The 22,604-nt window shown below is 33.5% G+C and carries 28 protein-coding genes; 23 read left to right on the plus strand and 5 right to left on the minus strand.

The window, feature by feature from the left end; genetic code table 11:
* Window positions 1-302: 302 nt before the first annotated feature.
* A complete protein-coding gene (locus MHI39_RS09810; protein ID WP_333728193.1) occupies window positions 303-848 on the minus strand; it encodes a type II toxin-antitoxin system PemK/MazF family toxin in 546 nt (181 codons plus the stop codon).
* 261 nt (window positions 849-1,109) lie between these two features.
* Window positions 1,110-1,667, minus strand: coding sequence for a recombinase family protein (locus tag MHI39_RS09815; protein WP_342541187.1), 558 nt, complete (start codon window positions 1,665-1,667; stop codon window positions 1,110-1,112).
* Between the two features lie 236 nt (window positions 1,668-1,903).
* On the opposite strand from MHI39_RS09815, the gene MHI39_RS09820 reads away from it, so the two are divergent.
* From MHI39_RS09820 to MHI39_RS09830, 3 genes are all read left to right on the plus strand, one after another.
* Window positions 1,904-2,434 carry a hypothetical protein gene (locus MHI39_RS09820; RefSeq protein WP_058002212.1) on the plus strand — a complete coding sequence of 177 codons (531 nt, stop codon included), beginning with the start codon at window positions 1,904-1,906 and terminating at the stop codon, window positions 2,432-2,434.
* A gap of 58 nt (window positions 2,435-2,492) precedes the next feature.
* On the plus strand, window positions 2,493-3,566 hold the full coding sequence (locus MHI39_RS09825; protein WP_058002213.1) for a hypothetical protein: 1,074 nt from the start codon (window positions 2,493-2,495) through the stop codon (window positions 3,564-3,566).
* 426 nt (window positions 3,567-3,992) lie between these two features.
* Window positions 3,993-4,523, plus strand: a complete 531-nt coding sequence (locus tag MHI39_RS09830; RefSeq protein WP_058002214.1) for a hypothetical protein — start codon at window positions 3,993-3,995, stop codon at window positions 4,521-4,523.
* Here MHI39_RS09830 and MHI39_RS09835 read toward each other — a convergent pair.
* A complete protein-coding gene (locus tag MHI39_RS09835) occupies window positions 4,477-5,298 on the minus strand; it encodes a phosphotransferase (RefSeq protein ID WP_058002215.1) in 822 nt (273 codons plus the stop codon). The genes MHI39_RS09830 and MHI39_RS09835 overlap by 47 nt on opposite strands.
* A gap of 538 nt (window positions 5,299-5,836) precedes the next feature.
* Between MHI39_RS09835 and MHI39_RS09840 the strand changes: the two genes are divergently transcribed.
* Entirely contained in the window at window positions 5,837-6,727 is an 891-nt protein-coding gene (locus MHI39_RS09840; RefSeq protein ID WP_058002216.1) for a patatin-like phospholipase family protein, read from the plus strand.
* Between the two features lie 65 nt (window positions 6,728-6,792).
* Here the strand turns inward: MHI39_RS09840 and MHI39_RS09845 are convergent, their stop codons facing one another.
* Together MHI39_RS09845 and MHI39_RS09850 are read right to left on the minus strand one after the other, a co-directional pair.
* Complete coding sequence (locus tag MHI39_RS09845) at window positions 6,793-7,143, minus strand: SA1362 family protein (RefSeq protein ID WP_058002217.1); 351 nt, start codon at window positions 7,141-7,143, stop codon at window positions 6,793-6,795.
* A gap of 224 nt (window positions 7,144-7,367) precedes the next feature.
* Window positions 7,368-8,264 (minus strand): DUF1385 domain-containing protein, encoded by an 897-nt coding sequence (locus MHI39_RS09850; RefSeq protein WP_058002421.1) that lies wholly within the window; start codon window positions 8,262-8,264, stop codon window positions 7,368-7,370.
* A gap of 240 nt (window positions 8,265-8,504) precedes the next feature.
* Between MHI39_RS09850 and MHI39_RS09855 the strand changes: the two genes are divergently transcribed.
* From MHI39_RS09855 to MHI39_RS09945, 19 genes are all read left to right on the plus strand, one after another.
* On the plus strand, window positions 8,505-9,002 hold the full coding sequence (locus MHI39_RS09855) for a YqhR family membrane protein (protein ID WP_139254882.1): 498 nt from the start codon (window positions 8,505-8,507) through the stop codon (window positions 9,000-9,002).
* 89 nt (window positions 9,003-9,091) lie between these two features.
* Entirely contained in the window at window positions 9,092-9,538 is a 447-nt protein-coding gene (aroQ, locus tag MHI39_RS09860; protein WP_058002218.1) for a type II 3-dehydroquinate dehydratase, read from the plus strand.
* A 2-nt stretch (window positions 9,539-9,540) separates the two neighbouring features.
* Complete coding sequence (locus tag MHI39_RS09865; protein ID WP_058002219.1) at window positions 9,541-10,602, plus strand: Xaa-Pro peptidase family protein; 1,062 nt, start codon at window positions 9,541-9,543, stop codon at window positions 10,600-10,602.
* A gap of 71 nt (window positions 10,603-10,673) precedes the next feature.
* Entirely contained in the window at window positions 10,674-11,231 is a 558-nt protein-coding gene (gene efp, locus MHI39_RS09870; RefSeq protein ID WP_058002220.1) for an elongation factor P, read from the plus strand.
* Window positions 11,232-11,610: 379 nt separating this feature from the next.
* Window positions 11,611-12,540, plus strand: a complete 930-nt coding sequence (gene spoIIIAA, locus MHI39_RS09875) for a stage III sporulation protein AA (RefSeq protein ID WP_058002423.1) — start codon at window positions 11,611-11,613, stop codon at window positions 12,538-12,540.
* On the plus strand, window positions 12,533-13,048 hold the full coding sequence (gene spoIIIAB, locus MHI39_RS09880) for a stage III sporulation protein SpoIIIAB (protein ID WP_058002221.1): 516 nt from the start codon (window positions 12,533-12,535) through the stop codon (window positions 13,046-13,048). The genes spoIIIAA and spoIIIAB overlap by 8 nt, the downstream gene beginning before the upstream one ends.
* An 18-nt stretch (window positions 13,049-13,066) precedes the next feature.
* A complete protein-coding gene (gene spoIIIAC / locus MHI39_RS09885; protein ID WP_058002222.1) occupies window positions 13,067-13,273 on the plus strand; it encodes a stage III sporulation protein AC in 207 nt (68 codons plus the stop codon).
* Window positions 13,274-13,280: 7 nt separating this feature from the next.
* Window positions 13,281-13,679 (plus strand): stage III sporulation protein AD, encoded by a 399-nt coding sequence (gene spoIIIAD / locus MHI39_RS09890; RefSeq protein WP_071976162.1) that lies wholly within the window; start codon window positions 13,281-13,283, stop codon window positions 13,677-13,679.
* Between the two features lie 49 nt (window positions 13,680-13,728).
* Entirely contained in the window at window positions 13,729-14,895 is a 1,167-nt protein-coding gene (spoIIIAE, locus tag MHI39_RS09895; RefSeq protein WP_235813238.1) for a stage III sporulation protein AE, read from the plus strand.
* Between the two features lie 36 nt (window positions 14,896-14,931).
* Complete coding sequence (gene spoIIIAF, locus MHI39_RS09900) at window positions 14,932-15,552, plus strand: stage III sporulation protein AF (RefSeq protein WP_058002225.1); 621 nt, start codon at window positions 14,932-14,934, stop codon at window positions 15,550-15,552.
* Window positions 15,542-16,201 carry a stage III sporulation protein AG gene (gene spoIIIAG, locus MHI39_RS09905; protein ID WP_058002226.1) on the plus strand — a complete coding sequence of 220 codons (660 nt, stop codon included), beginning with the start codon at window positions 15,542-15,544 and terminating at the stop codon, window positions 16,199-16,201. Before spoIIIAF ends, spoIIIAG begins: the two co-directional genes overlap by 11 nt.
* Window positions 16,202-16,214: 13 nt before the next feature.
* A complete protein-coding gene (locus tag MHI39_RS09910) occupies window positions 16,215-16,754 on the plus strand; it encodes a SpoIIIAH-like family protein (protein ID WP_058002227.1) in 540 nt (179 codons plus the stop codon).
* 252 nt (window positions 16,755-17,006) lie between these two features.
* Window positions 17,007-17,495 (plus strand): acetyl-CoA carboxylase biotin carboxyl carrier protein, encoded by a 489-nt coding sequence (gene accB / locus MHI39_RS09915; protein WP_058002228.1) that lies wholly within the window; start codon window positions 17,007-17,009, stop codon window positions 17,493-17,495.
* A 12-nt stretch (window positions 17,496-17,507) separates the two neighbouring features.
* Entirely contained in the window at window positions 17,508-18,857 is a 1,350-nt protein-coding gene (accC, locus tag MHI39_RS09920) for an acetyl-CoA carboxylase biotin carboxylase subunit (RefSeq protein ID WP_058002229.1), read from the plus strand.
* Between the two features lie 23 nt (window positions 18,858-18,880).
* On the plus strand, window positions 18,881-19,294 hold the full coding sequence (locus MHI39_RS09925) for an Asp23/Gls24 family envelope stress response protein (protein ID WP_071976161.1): 414 nt from the start codon (window positions 18,881-18,883) through the stop codon (window positions 19,292-19,294).
* A 197-nt stretch (window positions 19,295-19,491) separates the two neighbouring features.
* Complete coding sequence (gene nusB, locus MHI39_RS09930) at window positions 19,492-19,884, plus strand: transcription antitermination factor NusB (RefSeq protein WP_058002231.1); 393 nt, start codon at window positions 19,492-19,494, stop codon at window positions 19,882-19,884.
* Window positions 19,885-20,116: 232 nt separating this feature from the next.
* Window positions 20,117-21,460, plus strand: a complete 1,344-nt coding sequence (gene xseA / locus MHI39_RS09935; RefSeq protein WP_058002232.1) for an exodeoxyribonuclease VII large subunit — start codon at window positions 20,117-20,119, stop codon at window positions 21,458-21,460.
* Window positions 21,461-21,465: 5 nt separating this feature from the next.
* The gene (gene xseB, locus MHI39_RS09940; protein ID WP_058002233.1) at window positions 21,466-21,690 is read left to right on the plus strand and encodes an exodeoxyribonuclease VII small subunit; all 225 of its coding nucleotides are present in this window, start codon (window positions 21,466-21,468) and stop codon (window positions 21,688-21,690) included.
* Between the two features lie 20 nt (window positions 21,691-21,710).
* Window positions 21,711-22,571, plus strand: a complete 861-nt coding sequence (locus tag MHI39_RS09945) for a polyprenyl synthetase family protein (RefSeq protein ID WP_251345174.1) — start codon at window positions 21,711-21,713, stop codon at window positions 22,569-22,571.
* The last annotated feature ends 33 nt before the right edge of the window (window positions 22,572-22,604 follow it).

Genomic DNA, 22,604 nt, shown 5'->3' on the forward strand with positions numbered 1-22,604 from the left:
AAGCCCTTAGGCTTCTCCCTTCACTTTCATTTGGCTGAACTCAAAGAGTCCATGCACATTAACTAGAATACTCATAGAAAGACTGCTACATACATAAAAACATTCGACAAAAACTGAAGCGCCCCCTTATAAATAAGGGGGCGCTTCCTTCACATTCTTCATTCTCTGAGCTATGAAGCTCCTTCACGTTCATCAAAACAAGGCAATGCATGTCTTGTTTTTGTTTTAGCGATTACTAATATATCAGTTTTGTTGGATGTAGGTCAACTATTATTTTAAAAAATTAATATTTTTATAGATTTTTAGCTGTTACTTTTCAAAAAGTTCTTCTTCTTTACTCCCCATAATCCTGATTTTTCTATTGCTTCATTAATTGCATCTAAATCTGCCCCTTTTACATTTCCCTTATTTGATGCAAAGTCGAACCTTTGGATACTAATTGGAGTTGAATTCAAGACATTGACCCATCGAGTCATGTTCTTGAAGCCCCAAACTTTTTTTATTTCAACGTATATACCACTTTTTTTCTGATCATTAGTAGGCTCTTGGGTTGATAAAGGCAATACAATAGCTGTATTTCCACCTCTTCTTAAAACAATACCAGGATGACGTCCACCGAATTCTTCGTCAATGTTAAATCCGAATTCAATCCAATAAACATCACCACGTTTGATGTGAGTACCATCTGGAATTGAAAAATTTTTTTCGTTGATAATCATATTTGTTTTTTGTTGTACCCAAGCTAAGTAATCCTTAGCTAAGGCAATCTCTTTTTCATTATTCGATTTACTTTTAATATCATAAAACTTTTCTAATTCCTGTATTGCATTTGTTAACCTTGTTTTCATATACATACCCTACCCCTCATTTTCTGTATGATTATTTTACCACTGATGAAATACTAACTTGCTTCTCATCTACAAAAGTAATCGTTTTATTCAGCCGAATAGTTGCGATACTTTCTGAGATTCATAAAGCAGTATAGCGATTAAAATTCTTCGTTTTAAGAGGGGGGATCAAATTTTTTTATATTTTTTCTAATGTATGAATTTAGATAATTTCTTACATAAAAAAGCCCAGAATAGATATCTGGTCTTCTTTTTATTCCACTATCTATTTAATTGCCTCTTTTTTGCCCTTATTAGCGTACTTTTCGAGATTCCTGTTAAATCCTCCACCTGCTTATATGAATGGGTCTCTAACAGTCTTAAAGCGTGTTCTATTTGTTTTTTTCCATACTTTCTTGGTCTACCTTCTCTAAAGTCCTCACGAAGTTTAGCAATGGCTTTACCTTCTTGGGTGCGTTCTACGATCATATCCCTTTCAAATTCTGCAAAGGCACTCATAACGTTAAATACAAGCCGTCCTGTTGGCGTGTTCTCCACTAGTCCCATGTTTAAAATATGGACTTTTACGCCTTTATCAAATAGTTCCGTCACTATGTCTATAGCGTCCCTGGTGGATCTAGCAAAACGATCTAACTTGGTAACGACTAGAGTATCTCCTTCTTTTAATATCGCTAATAACTCCTGGAACTGCGGCCGATTTGCTTTAGTTCCTGTAAACTTTTCAGAATAAATCTTGTTGCAGCCTTCTTTTTCTAATGCTTGTAATTGTGATTCTAAATCCTGGTGAACTGTACTAACCCTAGCATAGCCATATTTCATATGTAAAACCCCACATTTTCAAATCAAATTACGATACTAAGTTATGACACTCACTGATAGCCTGATATTACTGCGCCACAAAAACGGTGTCAATACTTTTAAGTTTCGACACTATCAAAATCCATATCACACCTAAATAGTATAATTTTACAATTTATGTTTTGAAACTGGAAAATAGCTATGCTATATTAAGAATGTACAAAATTTATAGAAAAATAGGGGGAGTAAAAAGGAAAATGAAAAAAATTCTAAGTTTATTTGGTGCAGCATTATTAGCCTTAACCATAACAGGTGGTCAAAGTTATGCGGCTGAAAGAACTAATGAAGATTATCAATTTAACTGGGATGAAGCATGGGAAAAACTGGAAAATGATCCTAATTACTATCCGCAATCAGTTGATTTTGTAGTTGAGGATGATAGTGATAATAATAATATAAAGGCTAGATCAGCAGAGTTTGAGAGGTATGCTACAGGAAAAACCCAAGTAAGATTTCATAATTATTATGTATATAGCAAAGGTACCACAAAAGGAGAACACCTTATGACAACTACTTCTGCATATGCAGGACTTAGAAATGCGACACAAAGTGGTATAACTGTATATGGAGTACGTGATACAGCACTTGCTTTTGGTACTGCCGTATCTGAAGCAAAGAAGAAATACATTCCACTTGATTTAAACCTCTTTATAGGGATGACAGTTCATACAGCTACTATGAAGGGTTCCATATATGAAAAAGCAACTTCTGACAGGAATTTTTACTAACTTTAATAGTTAGCGCTGTAAATATTACAGCGCTATTTTTAATGAAAGAGGTTTTACTATGAGAATTCGAATAATCATTTTAATATTTCTTGCTTTACTTCTAACATCTTGTAATATTGAAGGATCTGATGGGAAAATGGAGGGAAAATTGAATACTGAAAAAGATTTACTTCAACTTAAAGAAGATAGTAAAGATGTTATTGTATCAAAAAAAATGGATCTATTAAATGAGTCAGATGAGGTTGCTTCTGGTTTTGATGGTTTTGATAAAGTTTTAAGTTTTATTCCAGATGAGGAATTTATTCAAAATGAGTCAGTACAAGGAGATGACTTTTCTTATTTAAAATTACCTAAAACAAAATCTATTATTTCGGGTAAGTTAAAATATGAGAATAATACAAAAGAAAATATTGTTGTTCAATCAATATTTCTACAGGGAAATAAAAATATTAAAATTAAAACTACAAATTCTACAAAGTGGGTTCCTGCAATTATTTTCGATGTTGCTCCTCATACATCAATTACAATTAATATTGACTTAAAATGGGATAAAGATGGAATGCAAGAATTAACATTCTTCCCTTTAGAGAAAAATAGTGATGCTTATCGATATAATGGTAGTAGTCTAGGTAGTTATCGCTTTTTTGTTCAAAGTAAGGATATAAATATTGGGAAAGATTTAATACAAGAGCAAGTGTTTAATTTATCTCAAAGTAAATTATCATCCATTCAGAATTTTTTGCCAGAACCTTACTGGATGGGAGAAAATAATACGGAGTTGGAGTATTTAATTAAAAAGAAAAAACCGTTAACAAATGAAAAAATTAATAGCTTGAAATTTGAACCAGTTCCTTATAATACTACTGTAGATGTACTTTTAATTGATGAATACGGAAATACATCTATAGTCGAAGAGAATATTAGAATAAAATCAAATAAAAATACATTTATTAATTTAGATAAAAACATACTTAATAGAATGTATAAAAATAATAGAAGACATTTTTTCTTAATTATGAATAATAGAGAAGAAGGCATTATTGCTGATGTAAAAGCATTGCAATTATATAAAAAACCTTTCCCTACTAGTTTTCAAAAGGTTCTAGAATTTTACAAAACTGATAAGCAATAAATATAGAAAAAAGTGGTGCCAGCTTTGCACCACTTTTTTCTATATTTATTCAATAAGGTTAGCCGTGCGGTAAGAAAAAATGTACTCGATTTCGGCTTACTTTTATTTTTTTCTGCATAATTCGAGATATTCTCTATCAATTCATTAGTAAAATATGCTAGAATCTATTTAACAAATAAATGAACGTGAAAAAGAACTCCAACTGTTATAGTGGTATTGGCGTACCCTATAACCGTTCCCCCTAGATGCAGTAGGGAAAACACTTGTCGAAGTTCGTATTCACATAAATATGTACCCTTATTTTAGTACATATTTATGTGAGATTCAAGAACAAAAGAATGTTTCTATCTAACATTTAAAGACATTGTTTCCCTTATACGTTGTTATATCGGGAACAGTGTCTTTTTCCGTTAGAAGGAGTAGAACATGGAAAACTTATTTATGGCCAACATTCAAAGCTTTAAAAAATACAGTCAATTCAAGTCATTAAAGGATTTTAACAACAATATTGAAATGTTTCTTGCAGAACATAAGAAAGACTTTACTAAAACGGAATATATGCTTTTCAGACGCTTAACTAAGTACTGCGCAAATGTAAAAGGGGTTGCTACTGCAAGCATTAAAGCCATTCTCGAAGGCATAAAAATAAAAGATTGTGCTGCAGGAGCAAGTGAAAGTACCTTTCACCGTATGAAAAGGAAGGCTATTAAGCTTGGAATCTTAGAAGTAAGACAAACAAAAAGAACTAATGGATCTCAATCAACTAATCTATGGATTTTTAAGAGATTTGTTTCTGATTCAACTACAATTGACACCCCCAAAACAGAAGGGGAACAGGTTGAACAAGCATCACAAAAGGAAAAAGATTTTAGACAATTGACACCCCTTAAAACTAGTAATTCTTTTAAAACTAATAAACAAAATAATATAAATAAACGTATATTCTCCGTTTTATAGGATCAGGCTCGAATTGAATCCATCCAACCCCATTTATCCAGAGCGAAGCAAGGTCAAACATATAAAAGCTAAAGCAAGAATTATCAAAATCATACACCGTAATTTGCCCATTATCAAAGTCTATCGAATAATTTCCGTCATTGTAATCAAAATGAATCATACCGAAATTATCTCTATTTCTGCTGAGGTTCTTCAGTGTTTTAATTAGCTCTTTCAGTTTTGTTTTGAGTAAAGTGAGGGTATCGGGTATCAATTCATCGATGTAGTGTTCATTAAATTTGTCAAAGAAATTATATCTACTATGAATAGGAGTATAATTTTTTGATAATTGATGTAGTTTCCCAAGAGTTTTTCCGCAATTATAATAATATTCAGTTATTTCTGTGCCCTCTCGATACATATAATTGTTTTCAACAAGCATTTTTCCTTTAGCTTTTTCAAATAAGCTAACGAAAAACATTTGGTCGTTATAGGAAATTTCCTCTAGAATATTTCCGTTTAAAGAACTGATTACATTTGAAACACTGCCTCCATGATTAAATAGGTATTTTATATATTCTAATTCACTAAGATAATCCTCTAGGTGCCTGTCGTTTAAGTAAGAAATCCTAAGTATTTTTGATTTTGATCCTTCTCTTTCACAAATATAAACTATATTTCGCCCTCCCTCGTGTGGGGAAATCAGTCCAATTCGATATTCTTCCAATCCATATAATTTTGAAATGGTTGAAAGCAAAAATTCATCACAGATATTAATAACTTCACTCCGAGTCATATTTTCCTCCTTGTTTTTAGGAGGGTTAAAGTATAGTCCCCCTCCTATTTGTTTTAAGATTAACCGATACTGTATTTTTCATAAAATCATCCTTTATTAAAATTAATAGTATATAAGTTTACCTTATATGGAACAATTATGTCACACTACCTACAGTACTACCACACTAATTTTTTGCCTCCTTTATAAGTTTTCATCATGTTAAAATACAAAGATATTCTTTCAAGTTCAAAAAATAGGTAATATTTTGTACAAGAGTACTTGTATCTAATGTTTGTTAAGGAATTTCTCTCACCCCAAAATTTGATTGGAATGAATAAAGGGAGCGTAGTTGTTTAATGAATGAGTCGATTAGTTCAAATGTTTTTTTTAATGGTGTATTTGTAGAGGTTAGTAATAAGCTTAAATCACATTTTTTAATTAATCTTTTTTAAAAGCAGCATGAGAAATTACTCTCATCTCTTTTTTTATGTTCTAATTTAAACTTCTTCATCTTACAAATATAAAAAGAGAAATGACACCAAAGGGGATGCAGAACATGGAAATAGATGGAGTGTTTTCTGGAGGTGGGATAAAGGGTCTGGCTTTAATTGGGGCATATGAGGCAATTGAATCAAAAGGTTTCACCTTTAAACGACTTGCAGGAACAAGTGCAGGATCAATAATCGCAGGATTAGTAGCAGCGGGTTACTCAAGTCAAGAACTGAAGGATTTACTTGATCATCTGGATTTTAAAAAATTATTAGATTCACGTAATTCATGGCTGCCTATTCCGAAGCAAATTGCAAAATGGATATTACTTTATTGGAGATTAGGTTTATATAAAGGTAAAGTGTTAGAAAATTTATTAACCGAACTACTAGCTGCTAAAGGAGTATACACATTTGCAGATCTGCCAAAGGATTCGTTGAAAGTGATTGCTTCAGATTTAAGCAACGGTAGGTTGCTTGTATTGCCGGATGATTTGGTGCAATATGGTGTTCCGATTGACAGTTTTCCAGTTGCCAGGGCTATCAGGATGAGTTGTAGTATCCCGTATTTTTTTGAACCTGTGAAGCTACGCAGTTTAGAGGGGATAAGTGTGTTGGTTGATGGGGGGGTCTTAAGTAATTTTCCAATGTGGATTTTTGTAAATAAAGATACACAGAAGGTCCGTCCAGTCTTGGGTTTGACACTTAGTTCGAAATTAATGGACCAACCGAAACACAATATAAAAAATGGTGTTCAATTATTTGAAGCTCTATTTGAAACAATGAAAGAAGCCCATGATGCTAGGTATATTTCGAGAAAACATGAAAAAGATATTGTGTTTATTTCTGCTGAAAATTTTATGTCAACTGATTTCCAACTTACAAAGGAAAAAAAAGACGCCCTTATTGAGCTAGGGCGTTCAAAAACATTAAAATTTTTAAAAACATGGTCATATTAATGAAAGAATAACTAGCTGACTATACTGAAGCTATTACTTCATTTCCAACGTCGCTAGCTCATTGCTTAATAAATGGCGCGATTTTTCTTTTTTCCCTTTTTTCCTTCTATTACTGTTAAATTAGCTTGAGATTTCTTACGGATTGGCTTCTTAAGAGCCTGTGAGTGAGTACTTGTAGTTGCATGACGATTTTTAAGTCGTTTTTTAGATCTTCGTGCTGCTTTTAAAAACTCTCTTTTATCCTTTGCATTCGGTCGCTTATTAGACCAAATCCGATAAATAAAATAGCAGGCGCAAATAAGAATAGCTGCAATAATTACTTGCTTTAATAATGCCCCTGGCTGTTGTATTAATGATGATCCAAGCCCGATAATAGCCAATAGACAAACTAAACCAATAAGCCAATTTCTTACCATCAGAAAAGACACCTCCAATAGAAACATCAGATCTAGCTTCAGCGCCTAGCCTTTTAATCATCTGTATTGAAGACTGACCGAGACGCTTTGCACTTTTCCTATGCATTTTGTCCGCAATTTCATCCTTTTATACCAATTTTTCACATTATCTGTTTCGGTAAACTTAGAAAGTGTCAATTGAATAAGAAATATTATCAATGATAGGTAAAGAGTATTGATATTTTTTACATTTCTAAGTTTGGCATATCAGCTTTCATAGGTATTTTTTCTTCTTCGAATTTTAGCAATTCATTAAATGAAGCAATAGCTACTTCTACTTGGTCATCAGCAGGCTCTTTAGTGGTAAGAAGTTGAAGCCAAAGTCCAGGGTAACCCAAATAACGTAATACAGGAATATCTCTTAGTTTATTTGTCAATTGAAGTACTTCAAATGATATTCCAAGAACAATCGGTAATAGTGCGATACGATCAACTAGTCGCAACCATAGTGGATCTGTGGGTACGAGCATATAAACAAAAACTCCTACGATAACAGTAAATAATATAAAACTACTTCCACATCGATAATGAAGTCTTGATTGGGATTGAACATTTTCAACAGTCAGCTCTAAATGATTTTCATAGGCATTGATTACTTTATGTTCTGCACCGTGATATTGAAATACTCGTTTAATCATTGGTGTCAATGAAACAAAATAAATATAAATTAATAATAGAAGAAGCTTTATTAACCCTTCAATTAGTACTTGTGCAACATCACTAGGAAAAATCGATTTCATAAATGATGCTAAAATTGCTGGCACAAGAGTGAAAACAAATTTTCCAAAAATAAAGGAAAGAACTCCGAGTGTAGCGACTCCTAATATCATAGTTGTTTTCGAAACTTTCTCTTCAGAAATTTCTTCATCTTTTTCAGGGTCTACATCATAACGTTCACTGGAGAAATTTAAATGTTGTGACCCGTTTGCACTTGCCTCGATTAAAGCGATAATCCCTCTCAAAAAAGGGATTTTTTTTAATTTCTGTAATACTGAATTTGACTTTCTAGGTAAATAAAAATAATCAATTGAACGATCTTTTCTTCTAATTGCTGTAACAGTGTGGTGCTTTCCGCCAAACATTACACCTTCAACAACTGCCTGACCACCATAAGCAGGTCTATTTTGACTTTCCACTAATTATTCACCAACCATTTCCTCGCTATTTGTTTCGATTAATTTTCTATGAATGAGTTTCTAACTTATTGAACTAATCAGAAATAGCAAACATATTAACTTTATTTTACTAAAAAAATAAAATTACGACTAGTTTAATTAACGCTGGATATTCTAAGGGTAAGTATTATATTCGGAGGTGTTCATATGTCACATATGGAAGAAAAACATTCAAACCATCGTGTCTCATTTATTTCAATGGCATTAGTCACTGGATTTATTGGTGGGATTCTTTGGAGCTTATTGGCTTATTTATGTTATTATTTTAACTTTACAAAGATAGAACCGAATATTCTATTAGAACCTTTTACGGTAGGAAATTGGAGAGGTAGTTGGATTGGAATCATTATAACGATTATCATGTATGGCATTATATCCATTGGTGTTGCTTTAGTTTATTATCTTGTTTTAAAAAAATTTAAATCTATGTGGGTAGGGATTGCATATGGTTTGATCCTTTATCTCGTCGTTTTTTTTATTCTTAATCCCATTTTTCCTAGTATGAAACCATTTTTCAAAAATGATCATAATACCCTGATTACTTCTGCTTGTATTTATGCATTATATGGATTGTTTGTCGGATATTCAATTTCATATGAACATAATGAATTTAAATATTTTAGAGAAAGAAAATTGAATGAGTGATTTCACTATTCGTAGCGAAAAAAGTTATGATAAAATATTCAATAGAATATTCATAAGAATGTTTCAAATTTTTTAAAAGGTGCTTTTGAATGATGAAAATCTTATTATTAAACGGCCCTAATTTAAATTTATTAGGCCAAAGAGAACCAAATATTTATGGCAAAAACAGCCTAGAAGAGTTACAGAAAAGCTTTGCTAAACTGGAAGAAGAGTATAATGTAAAGGTTGATTTTTTTCAATCAAATCACGAAGGGGTTTTAATTGATCAGTTACATGAGGCTAGTATGACAAAATATAATGGAATCATTTTTAACCCAGGTGCATTTACTCATTATAGCTATGCCATTCGGGATGCTATAGCTGCAATCGATGTACCCGTCATTGAAGTACATATTTCAAATGTCCATACAAGGGAAGCATTTAGAAGAGAATCAGTCATTTCACCGGTTTCAGTGGGGCAAATTGTTGGGTTCGGACTTTACGGTTATGAACTAGCATTAAAAGCAATGATTGAATACATATTAAGGGGAGAGTAACTTTGCAAAAACTAGAGAATTTACGAAAGCAATTCACGAAAGCAGGTATCGATGGATTACTAATTACGAGTCCATACAATCGCAGATACCTTTCTAATTTTACTGGAACAGCAGGTGTTGTACTTATTTCAGGTGAAGCTGCTCAGTTTATTACGGACTTTCGTTATGTAGAACAAGCCACAAAACAAGCAGAAGGCTATGAAGTCATTCAACATAAAGGGTTAATTCATGATGAAATTGCGAAGCAAGTCGAAGCACTAGGAATAAAAAAACTAGGATTTGAACAAGATTATGTAAATTATTCTGCATATATGCTGTATGACAAAACATTTAATGCGGAATTAGTTCCAGTTTCAGGTTTAGTTGAAAATTTACGCTTGATTAAGACGGATGCAGAGATTAAGATATTAAAGGAAGCAGCCGACATTGCAGATGCTGCATTTAAACATATATTAGAGTATATTAAGCCTGGAGTTACAGAGTTGGAAGTATCCAATGAACTTGAATTTTTTATGAGAAAAGCAGGTGCTACCTCTTCATCTTTTGATACCATTGTTGCTTCTGGTACAAGATCTGCTCTTCCTCACGGAGTAGCTTCTGATAAAGTGATCGAAAAGGGTGACTTTGTTACTTTAGATTATGGTGCCTTACATAAAGGATATGTATCAGATATTACTCGTACAATTGCTGTAGGAAATCCATCAGATAAACTGAAAGAGATTTATGATATTGTTCTTGAATCACAGTTGCTGGCTGTGGAAAAAATTAAACCAGGTATGACAGGTATAGAAGCGGATGCAATAGCAAGAGACTATATTGCTGAAAAAGGCTACGGTGAATACTTTGGTCATACTCTTGGCCATGGAATAGGGCTTGAAGTCCATGAAGGTCCAGCACTTTCCTTTAGATCAGAACTTGCTCTTCAACCAGGAATGGTTGTTACTGTAGAGCCAGGAATTTATTTACCTGGTGTTGGTGGTGTTCGTATTGAAGATGACACTTTAATTACGGAAAATTCGAATGAAACTTTAACTCATTCAACAAAAGACTTAATAATTCTTTAATATGATTTTGTAACTGGATGCACATAAAAGAATAATTTTATGTTGCTGAACAATTAGGAGGAAAAAACAAGATGATTTCTGTTAACGATTTTCGAACTGGTCTAACAATAGAAGTGGATGGAGGAATATGGAGAGTCATGGACTTCCAACACGTAAAACCTGGTAAAGGTGCTGCTTTTGTTCGTTCAAAGCTTCGTAATCTTCGAACTGGCGCAATTCAAGAAAAAACATTTCGTGCTGGAGAAAAAGTAGGCAAAGCACAAATTGATAACCGCAGAATGCAATACTTATATGCAAATGGGGATCAACATGTATTTATGGATAATGAATCCTATGAACAAATTGAATTAAGTGCTGCAGCGATCGATTATGAATTAAAGTTCTTAAAAGAAAATATGGAAGTACAAATTATGATGTACCAAGGTGAAACACTAGGTATTGAGCTTCCTAACACAGTTGAACTTACAGTAACTGAAACAGAACCTGGTATTAAAGGTGATACGGCTTCAGGTGGTTCTAAACCAGCTACTGTTGAAACAGGATTAATCGTGCAAGTTCCTTTCTTTGTAAATGAAGGAGATAAATTAATTATCAATACAACTGACGGTTCATATGTATCACGTGCTTAATCGCTAACTAAAGCGCAGGCAGACTTTCTCATTCATTAAGAAGAGAAAGTCTGCTTTTTTGTTTTCGAAAGTGAAAATCTCAATTTTTTTCCTTCATAAAGTAAATTTCCATTTTTTATTTTAAGGAAGTTTGTTCGATGACTTGACTCCTTTTAAGTTATATACGATTACTATGAGAAGAGCAGATCGGTAGAAAACAATACTTTTACCATTATTATATTTTTTTAAGAGGATGCCATAAGTGTTAACACTTATGGCATCCTCTTTTTTTATATTATTAGTCATACTCTAATTTGTTGCGAATACATTTAATATCAGAAGGCATGTACAACGATATTTTTATAATAGGATTTTTATTCAAAATAAGGAGGAGTTGAAAATAGAAAACATACTAACATTCTTGCCAAAGAATATCTCAGTAAAAATAAAAGAATTACCAACTCCTGTTTTAGATTGGACGGAGGAAATAAGAATACGAATTAATCGACCAATAGAAATAATGTCTAAAGGTGAGCCCTATTTTATTCCTTATATCGTTACAGAAGAAGATGCTGAGCAGATCATAAATAAATTGGCGAATTTTTCTTTCTATACATTGGAAGAAGAATTAAAAAAAGGTTATATCACGATTCCTGGTGGGCATCGTGTCGGTCTTGCTGGAAAGGTAATTCTTGAGAATGGATTAGTAAAAGCAATTAGAAATTTAGCTTCTTTTAATTTTCGGATCGCAAGGGAAAAAATTGGAGTGGCAAATCCTTATATTCCTGTGCTTTATCGGAACCGTTGGCGACATACGATGATTATTGGCGCCCCACAGTCGGGAAAAACCACCCTCTTACGCGATATTGCAAGAATTATCTCAACCGGAGATACGAAAAGAAAGATTCCCCCATTAAAAGTTGGAATAGTGGATGAACGCTCTGAAATTGCAGGTTGTGTTCATGGAATCCCACAATTAGAATTTGGGCCAAGAGTTGATATTCTTGATGCATGTCCAAAAGCAGAAGGTATGATGATGCTCATTCGTTCGATGAGTCCAGATGTTTTGATTGTGGATGAAATAGGAAGTAAAAAAGATAGTGAAGCAATAATGGAAGCTGCAAATGCAGGTATTACATTGATTATGACTACACATGGGAAATCATATGAAGAAATAAAAAAACGGCCAAACTTAACTGAAATATTACGTTCCCGGGTTTTTGAAAATTATATTGAATTGACGAGAAGAAAAGGACCAGGAACAATTGATAAAATTTGTGATGAAAATGGTAAAGAACGGATTTATAAAGTTGGTGTTTCGAGTGGTTAGAGTAATTGGAGCAATCTTTATTATTTTTTCTACTACATGGGCTGGGTTCGAATTATCCAAGCGCTTAAGTGAAAGAACAAGGCAATTACGTATGTTTCGTACAGCATTACAATCATTAGAAGCTGAAATTATGTATGGACATACTCCACTTCATGAAGCAGCAAGGAGACTATCTACTCAAATGCCTAAGCCAATTGCTACATGTTTTGAACAATTTTCTTTACGGCTGACAACGATGGAAACAACAGTTAAATGTGCCTGGGAGGAGAGCTTACAAGAGATTTGGAAATTGACTGCATTAAAAAGAAGTGAATATGAAATTCTTGTCCAATTTGGTGAAACTTTAGGAAAACATGATCGAATGACTGAACAAAAACAAATTATCCTAACTTTAACACATTTAGAACGCGAGGAAGAAGATGCACGTGACAAACAGCAGCGCTATGAAAAAATGATGAAAAGCCTAGGTTTTCTATCGGGATTATTAGTGGTTATTTTGCTTTTGTAGTTGACAGGAGGGAAAGATGTGGGAATAGATGTAGATGTGATTTTTAAAATAGCTGGTGTTGGTATTATCGTCGCATTCCTGCACACTATTTTAGATCAAGTAGGCAAAAAGGAATATGCTCAATGGGTCACTCTCTTTGGATTTTTATACATTTTATTTCTAGTGGCTTCCATTGTCGATGATTTATTTCAAAAAATAAAATCAGTATTTTTATTTCAAGGCTAGGGAGGGAATAAGGATTGAAATCTTAAAAATTGTTGGGATTGCCTTAATCACAACTTTCCTCGCTTTAATTATAAAAGAGCAAAAACCTAATTTTGCATTTTTATTAGTGCTATTTGTTGGATGTGCAATATTCATTTATTTAGTGGATCAAGTATATGCCATTATTCGGATGGTTGAAACCATTGCAACGAATGCGAATGTGAACACAATTTATGTAAAAACAATTTTGAAAATTATTGGAATCGCCTATATAGCTGAATTCGCTTCACATATTTCAAAGGATGCTGGACAAGGAGCTATGGCAGCAAAAGTTGAACTAGCAGGCAAAATACTAATATTAGCAATGGCTATTCCGATTTTAACCGTATTAATAGAAACCGTCCTTAATTTGGTTCCCAATGGATAGTACAAGCTTGTGAGGTGAATACGTTTTGCGGCAATGGATCTTGATAATAATGGCCATCCTATTTACTACTCTTTTTGGACAGAGCAACATATATGCAGCCTCAAATAGCGAGACAAATCCATCACTGCAAGAAGAATTAGTTGAAAAACAAATGAATGACTTAGGTATTGATGAATTGAAGCAATATTGGGATAACGTCATCCAGGAATATGGAGGTTATTTACCGGATAGTCAGAAAGGTAGCTTAATTGATTTTATAAAAGGGGATAAAGAATTTTCCCTCAACCAATGGTTTAAGGGGATTCTTAAGTTTACTTTTCACGAACTCATTGCAAATGGAAAATTATTAGGTTCCTTAATAATTTTAACGATCTTTAGTATGTTTCTACAATCCCTACACCAAGCATTTGAACAGGGAACTATTAGTAAAGTCGCTTACGCAATCGTTTTTATCGTTCTTACAATATTAGCACTTAATAGTTTTCATGTAGCTATTGAATATGCAAAAAATGCTATAAGCATGATGACTAATTTTATACTAGCGATTATTCCTCTTCTGCTCGCACTGATTTCAACTTCAGGTGGAATAACTTCAGCAGCTTTTTTTCATCCAGTTATATTATTTCTTATGAATACTAGTGGAGTACTCGTTCAATATATTGTATTACCTTTACTACTATTATCAACCATCCTTAGTATTGTTAGTACTTTATCTGATCAGTATAAGGCAACACAGCTTGCACAGCTATTACGGAATGGAAGTATTGGCTTATTAGGGATATTTATGACGATCTTTTTAGGAGTGATTTCTGTACAAGGAACAGCTACAGCTGTAACAGATGGAATAACAATTCGAACTGCAAAATTTGTTACAGGTAATTTTGTTCCTGTAATCGGGAGAATGTTTACTGATGCTGCCGATACGGTAATAAGTGCCTCCGTATTATTAAAAAACACCCTGGGAATTGCAGGGGTAGCAATTGTTCTAATCATTGCTGCTTTTCCGGCTATTAAAATTTTAGCACTTGCGTTTATGTTCAAATTCACCGCTGCAATTATTCAGCCAATTGGAAACGGTCCAGTCATTAAATGTTTAGATACAATTAGTAAAAATATGGTTTATGTATTTGCAGCTTTGGCAATTGTTGCTCTCATGTTTTTTTTAAGTATCACTATTATTATTGTAGCTGGGAATATAACGATGATGATGCGGTAAATTGAAAAATTGTGTTAGGCAAGGGGAAGAGGTTACATGAGTTTTCTTACAGAATGGATCATGAATATTGTAGTTTTCATTTTATTAGCGATGATAGTGGACATGCTCCTACCGAATTCTAATATGAAGAAATATACAAAAATGGTAACAGGTCTTTTGTTAATTGCCATCATCATTACCCCACTTATCAAAGTATTTTCAAAGGACTTTGATCAAATCTTAACCTCCTTTTCTTCTGAAAGAGCAGTTGATAATAAAAAACTAGAAAATTTAATAGAATCGAAAAAAAAAGAAATACAAGCTGTACAAGATGAATATACATTAGAACAAGTGGCTGTCCAAATGAAAAATGATGTCAAGGAGGAGTTGATGAATCAATATGGTAAGCAAATACAAAACATTAATCTCGAGGAAAGTGGACATAAAAATGATGGTAAAAATCCTATAGATAAGGTGATTGTATATTTGGAAGAAGCCAAAGAAAATTCAATTGCTGCAATAGAACCTATTGAGATTCAAGCAGATCAACCCAAGAATGACAAACATTTAAAAGAGATGGAGAGCATTAAGGAAACCTTAGCAGATCAATGGAATGTAACAAAAGACCAGATTGAACTTCACTATGAAGGGAGGGTTCGCAATCTGAATGAACAATAATAAAGGTCCTATTGATTGGTTAAAAGAAAAATTATTTCAAAGCAAAGAGAATGACTCTAATAAAAAAAATAAGAAATATCAATACCTCCTTATTCTACTAGTCTGTGGAATAGCAATAATGCTAATCAGTGACATCTGGAAAACAGGGAATAAGGAATCCTCTTCTACCACTTCTGTATATAGTGCAAGTGACGATCAAAAGGATGTAGAAACATTTGGTTCTGGGAATAAGGATCAAAATAAGAAGATGAAAGATTATGAAATGCAATATGAAACAGAGCTTAAAGATGTTTTAGAGCAAATGTCCGGAGTGGGTAAGGTTAGAGTCATCGTCAATCTTGCAGCAACGGAAAGTAAAGTTTACGAAAAAAACACCGTGATTCAAAATCAAACAACAACAGAAACTGACCAAAATGGTGGAGAACGGCAGATTGAGGATCTTTCCAAAGATGAAAAACTTGTCATCATTAGAGATGGTGACAAGGAAATACCATTGATTACTGAAACAAAGAAACCTGAAATTAGAGGGGTTCTAGTCGTAGCAGACGGAGCCAAAAATATATCAGTAAAAAGTATGATTATAGAAGCGGTATCCAGGGCTTTAGATGTTCCAACACATAAAGTGTCTGTTCAACCTAAAAAAAATTAAGGGGGATATATCCATGTTATTGAAAAAACAAACTGTATGGTTATTAACAATGTTAAGTTTAGTCGTCGTACTTTCCGTCTATTATGTTACTTCAGATCCAAAACAATCAGATATGGCCGCGGTCGAGCAGAAAGATGGAAAGGATGCAACGAAGGAAAAAGAAACTACTAAGAAAGAACAAAACATGAATGTTGTGACAGAACAAAGTGATGAAGTGTTCGAACAAATTCGTATAGATCGTCAGGATGATCGTAGCAAAGCAAAGGATGATTTAACAAAAACGTTAGCGTCAACTGATTTATCAGCTGAAGAAAGAAGTAAAGCACAGGATGAAATGAAGAAATTAAATGAACTAGCAACAACTGAAAAGGTTTTAGAACAATTAATAAAATCTAAAGGCTATGAAGATGTTTTAGTAAGAGCAGATGGGACTGAAATGAAAATTACAGTTAAAGCAAAAGAACATAATACAAAAGCAGCCAATCAAATTTTAAGATTAGTACAGGAAGAAATGGGCAACATGCAAAAAGTAGCTGTAGATTTTCAACCGTAAATAGTCATGTTTAGGGTGATCCGGAGTGAATTGGATCACCTTTTATTATTCGTAAAATTAGATTGGTTCTATTAGGTTATTGAATTTTTACTAAGTCTTATCGTATGATATTAGTAGTAAGTCTTAAATCATTCTGCTAGAGTTAGTTATCTATTCATAATGAAGTTTGACAGCAGATATGTAATAGCAGGATAATAATTATTAATCATGTACATATTGATGGTTTATCCAAAAAACTGAAGAGGTGTTATTATTATGAAAATACAAGAAGTTCGTGAACTAATTAAGCTTATTGATCAATCAAGCATTAATGAGTTTAAATTGGAAGGTGAAGGATATTCAATTAAAATGAAGAAAAATTCAGACGTGACGGTTGTTGAAGCTCCTATTGCCCAAAATCCAGTGATGCAACCAGTAGCGCCTGCTCCAGCTGCGCCACAAGTGAAAAATGAGCCAGTTCAAGAGATAGTAGAACAACCTGTTAAAAAACAAGATGAGAACTTGCATAAAATTGTTTCTCCAATGGTTGGGACATTTTATCAATCCCCATCACCAGACGCTGACGTGTATGTGAAGGTTGGATCAACGGTTCAGAGTAATACAGTTGTTTGTATTGTCGAAGCGATGAAATTATTTAATGAAATTGAAGCTGAAGTTGACGGAGAAATTGTTGAAATCTTAGTTAAAGATGGCCAGCTTGTTGAATATGGACAACCTTTATTCTTGGTGAAGACTAAGTAAGGAGCGAACATCATGATAAAAAAAGTATTAATTGCCAATCGCGGTGAAATTGCTGTCAGGATTATCCGTGCATGTCGTGATTTAGGTATTGAAGCTGTAGCGGTTTATTCCGAAGCTGATAAAGATGCCCTTCATGTACAGTTAGCTGACGAAGCTTATTGTATTGGACCAAAAGCATCAAAAGATAGTTATTTAAATGTAACAAATATCATTAGTATTGCTAAATTAACAGGTTGTGATGCAATTCATCCTGGATATGGATTTTTAGCTGAAAATGCTGACTTTGCAGAGCTATGTCGAGAATGCAATATTATCTTTATCGGACCTAGTCCAGAAGCAATTTCTAAGATGGGTACAAAGGACGTTGCAAGAGAAACAATGAAGGATGCAGGTGTACCTATCGTCCCAGGCTCTCAAGGAATTATTAATGAAATTGAAGAAGCAATCCAATTAGCTAATTCAATGGGATATCCTGTAATCATTAAAGCTACTGCTGGTGGAGGTGGTAAAGGAATCCGTGTTGCGAAAAATGAAGAAGAACTAGTAAAAGGAATCAATATCACACAACAAGAAGCTGCAACAGCATTTGGTAATCCTGGTGTGTATATTGAGAAATACATTGAAGATTTTAGACATGTTGAAATCCAAATTATGGCTGATCAACATGGGAATGTAATACATTTAGGTGAACGTGACTGTTCAATCCAAAGACGTTTACAAAAACTATTAGAAGAATCTCCATCACCAGCACTTACCCCTGAAATACGTGAAAAAATGGGTGAAGCAGCTGTAAAAGCAGCAAAAGCAGTTGATTATACTGGTGCAGGAACGATTGAGTTTATTTTTGATCATCATAATCAAATTTTTTATTTTATGGAAATGAATACGAGAATACAAGTAGAACATCCCGTTACAGAGATGGTGACAGGTGTAGATTTAGTAAAAGAACAAATACTCGTTGCATCTGGTCAACCACTATCGATTAAACAAGAGGAAGTAACTTTTAAGGGATGGTCGATTGAATGTAGAATCAATGCAGAAAATCCTGCTAAGAATTTCATGCCATCCGCAGGGAAAATTGATATGTATTTACCACCGGGTGGACTAGGAGTTCGTGTCGATTCTGCCGCATATCCTGGATATACAATTCCACCATATTACGATTCTATGATTGCAAAGGTTATTTCTTATGGAGCGACAAGAGATGAAGCAATTGCTAGAATGAAACGTGCATTAAGTGAATTTGCAGTAGAAGGAATTCATACAACTATTCCTTTCCATATGCGATTGTTAGAACATGAAACATTTGTAAGTGGTGATTTCAATACGAAGTTTTTAGAAAAATACGATATAATGAAATAATCATAGATGGAGGTGTTTGATTGATGGTTGAAACAAATACAATGCTAGAAATGAACCAAGGTCAAGACGGTTTAGGTAAAATTGAAATTGCTCCAGAGGTTATTGAAGTAATCGCAGGTATTGCAGCAACGGAAGTGGAAGGCGTAGCTCAAATGAGAGGAAATTTTGCATCCGGTGTTGCTGAAAAACTCGGAAGAAAAAACCATGGTAAAGGTGTAAAGGTAGACCTAACGGAAGAAGGAATACTTGTTGATGTTTATTGTACGATGAATTTTGGTGTTTCAATACCGACAGTTGCCGGGAAAATTCAAGACAATATTCGTCAAGCACTACTGAATATGACAGCTTTAGAAGCACAAGAAGTTAATATTCATATTGTTGGCATTCAATTTGAAACACAGAAGCAGGAAAATGACTACGAACCAGAAATGATATAAACCACTAGCCAAGGGTACACACCCTTGGCTTTACTTTTTTTATGAATTATAATAAAAATGAATGATATTAGAATAAATCGTGCGTTCAATGTATTTTTTATGCTATTATCTTTTTAGTGTAAAATAATAAGGGACAATATGAATTAATATTGAGGCGTTGACATCCTCATTTAGAGAAAAAGGAGTTTTAATTGAAAATGAAAAGAAGAACAGCACGAGAGAAGGCTCTCCAAGCATTATTTCAAATAGATATCAACGAAGCTTCCCCAGATGAGGCCATCAAAAATGTAGTCAAAGGTGAAGAAAATGATGAATATTTAAATGAATTGGTACATGGGACAAGTAATCATTTAAATGAAATTGATGAAATGATTGCTCAACACCTTGAAAAGTGGACAATCAATCGGTTAGCAAAGGTGGATCTAAATATTTTACGTTTAGGTGTATTTGAATTAATGTATGTTGATGATATTCCAGCAAACGTAGCGATCAATGAAGCATTAGAAGTGTCTAAACGATTCGGTGATGAGCAATCAAGTAAATTTATTAATGGTGTATTGTCGAAAATAAAAGATACGACCCAAAAGTAAATGAATAATAAAGCTAACAAAATAAGCTGAAATCCACTGAAAAATAATTAAAATATCGTCAACCTAATGATTAAGATGTATAATAAAACAAAAGCTGACTTCCCTTGAAGCAGCTTTTGTTTTTACATAATGTAGGGCTTAGATATCGTAATCCTACCATTAAAATGAAGAAAAGCACTATGGAGTCAATACAGTCTCCTTTTCAATATTAAATATAAAAAGGGTGTTACATTTGACAGCAAATCGGTATTTAACTGTTCAAGCGTTAACCAAATATATTAAAAGAAAATTTGATGTCGATCCGTATTTAGCTAATATCCATGTAAAAGGAGAAATTTCAAATTTTAAGCAGCATTCCAGTGGTCATATGTATTTTACTTTAAAAGATGATAAAGCTAGAATTCTAGCTGTGATGTTCTCTTCTGCTAATAAAGTATTAAAATTCCAGCCTGAAAATGGGATGAATGTTTTAATTCAAGGTCAAATAACTGTTTATGAAGGCAGTGGTCAATATCAAATTTATGTAAAGGAAATGCAGCCAGATGGAATAGGAGAGTTGTATTTAGCGTACGAACAGTTAAAGGCAAAGTTAGAAAGTGAAGGATTATTTGCTCTGGAAAGAAAAAGGAAAATACCTCAATATCCCAATACAATTGGAATTATTACATCGCCGACAGGAGCGGCTGTTAGAGATATTATTTCTACAATTAAGCGAAGATATCCTATCGGAAAAATGATTCTACACCCAGCCTTAGTACAGGGTGAAAATGCTGCAAAATCCATTGCAGACGCAATTGAAAAAATGAATCAAATGGAAAAAATAGATGTCTTAATTGTTGGACGCGGTGGTGGTTCAATTGAAGAGTTATGGGCATTTAATGAAGAAATTGTTGCACGGGCTATTGCCCATTCACATATACCTATCATTTCAGCAGTTGGACATGAAACCGATTTTACCATTGCAGACTTTGTTGCAGATTTACGTGCACCTACACCGACTGGGGCGGCAGAATTAGCTGTCCCTCATATAGAGGAGTTAATGGAAAAACTGTTGAATCGAAAATCGAGATTAATTCGAAGCACTTCTGAGATGATTAGACATGAACGAAAAAGACTGGAATTTTTAGAGCGTTCTTATATATTTAAAAACCCTCAGCGCTTATATGAACAAAAAATGGAACATTTGGACCGATTAACGAACCAATTAAGTCGTGAGATGAAACAAAAAATTCAATCTCTTTTCATTGACTTTACCCAACTGCAAAAACAATTTTTAAGGAATCAACCGAAAAAACAGGTTGAACATGAAAAGGAAAAATACAAAAGATTAAACAATGAACTTCAAAAACAATTAATGATTACTTTAAAGGATAAACAGCAGGAGTTCTCAAAGGTTCTTATGACATTAGAAGCATTAAGCCCATTAAAAGTCATGGATAGAGGATATAGTCTTGCCTATACAGAGAATCAACAGATTATTAAAAGTGTGAACCAAATAAAAGAAGACGATCGTATTCGAGTACAAGTAGCTGACGGAAACATTATTTGTGAAGTGAAAGAAATTGGAAAGGAATGAAAAAGATGGCTGAAACATTATCATTTGAAGAAGCAATGGAACAATTAGAAGTCATTGTTCAACGTTTAGAAAAAGGGGATGTCCCTTTAGAAGAAGCATTGACGATCTATAAAAAAGGGATGGAACTTTCCAAGCTTTGTCACGATAAATTAAAAACAGTAGAAGAGCAACTAACTAGTATTATTACAGATAATGGTGAAGAGGAGTTTATCATCAAAGAGGAGGATTAAGCTTGCATTTAAAAACATTTATGTCAAAAATGAATAAAGAATTAGAGAATCAACTTTCCGCATATATTTCAAACTTAAACGCTCCAATGATCATTAAAGAAGCAATGGATTATTCTCTTCAAGCTGGTGGAAAAAGAATAAGACCGTCCTTAGTATTTGCCACAATTCGTTCATTCGGTCAAAACGAAATGGAGGGGATGTCTGTTGCCTGTGCACTAGAAATGATACATACCTATTCTCTTATCCATGACGATCTACCAGCGATGGATAATGATGATTTACGCAGAGGGAAACCAACTAACCATAAGGTTTTCGGGGAAGCCTATTCAATATTAGCTGGTGATGGATTACTTACATATAGTTTTCAAGTAATTGCTCAAGATCCCAAACTATCTAATGATAAAAAGGTGAAGCTGATGGAACTATTAGCTATATCTGCTGGTCCGGAAGGAATGGTTGGTGGTCAGGTAGCCGATATGTTAGGGGAAAATAAATCCTTGACCATTGATGAATTAGAATATATTCATAAAAATAAAACGGGAAAACTTTTATTATATGCAGTAAAAGCAGGTGCCATTATTGCAGATGCAACAAATGAGCAGATTGACATTTTAGCAGAATATGCTGAAAATATCGGCTTAGCATTCCAAATAAGAGATGATATTTTAGATATTGAAGGAAACGAAGAGACATTAGGGAAACCTGTTGGAAGTGATGTCGAAAATGTGAAGAGTACTTATCCTTCTTTATTATCATTACATGGTGCAAAAAAACGACTTCATTACCATACAGAAAAAGCAAAAGAATGTATAAAAACACTTAGTTTACATTCAAATTTACTCGAAGAAATGGCTAGCCTTATTGAAGTAAGGGATTCATAAATGAGTTAAAGAAGAAAATATGTTATAATACAA

The sequence above is a fragment of the Heyndrickxia sp. FSL K6-6286 genome, assembly GCF_038630395.1.
Classification (GTDB): domain Bacteria; phylum Bacillota; class Bacilli; order Bacillales; family Bacillaceae_C; genus Heyndrickxia; species Heyndrickxia oleronia.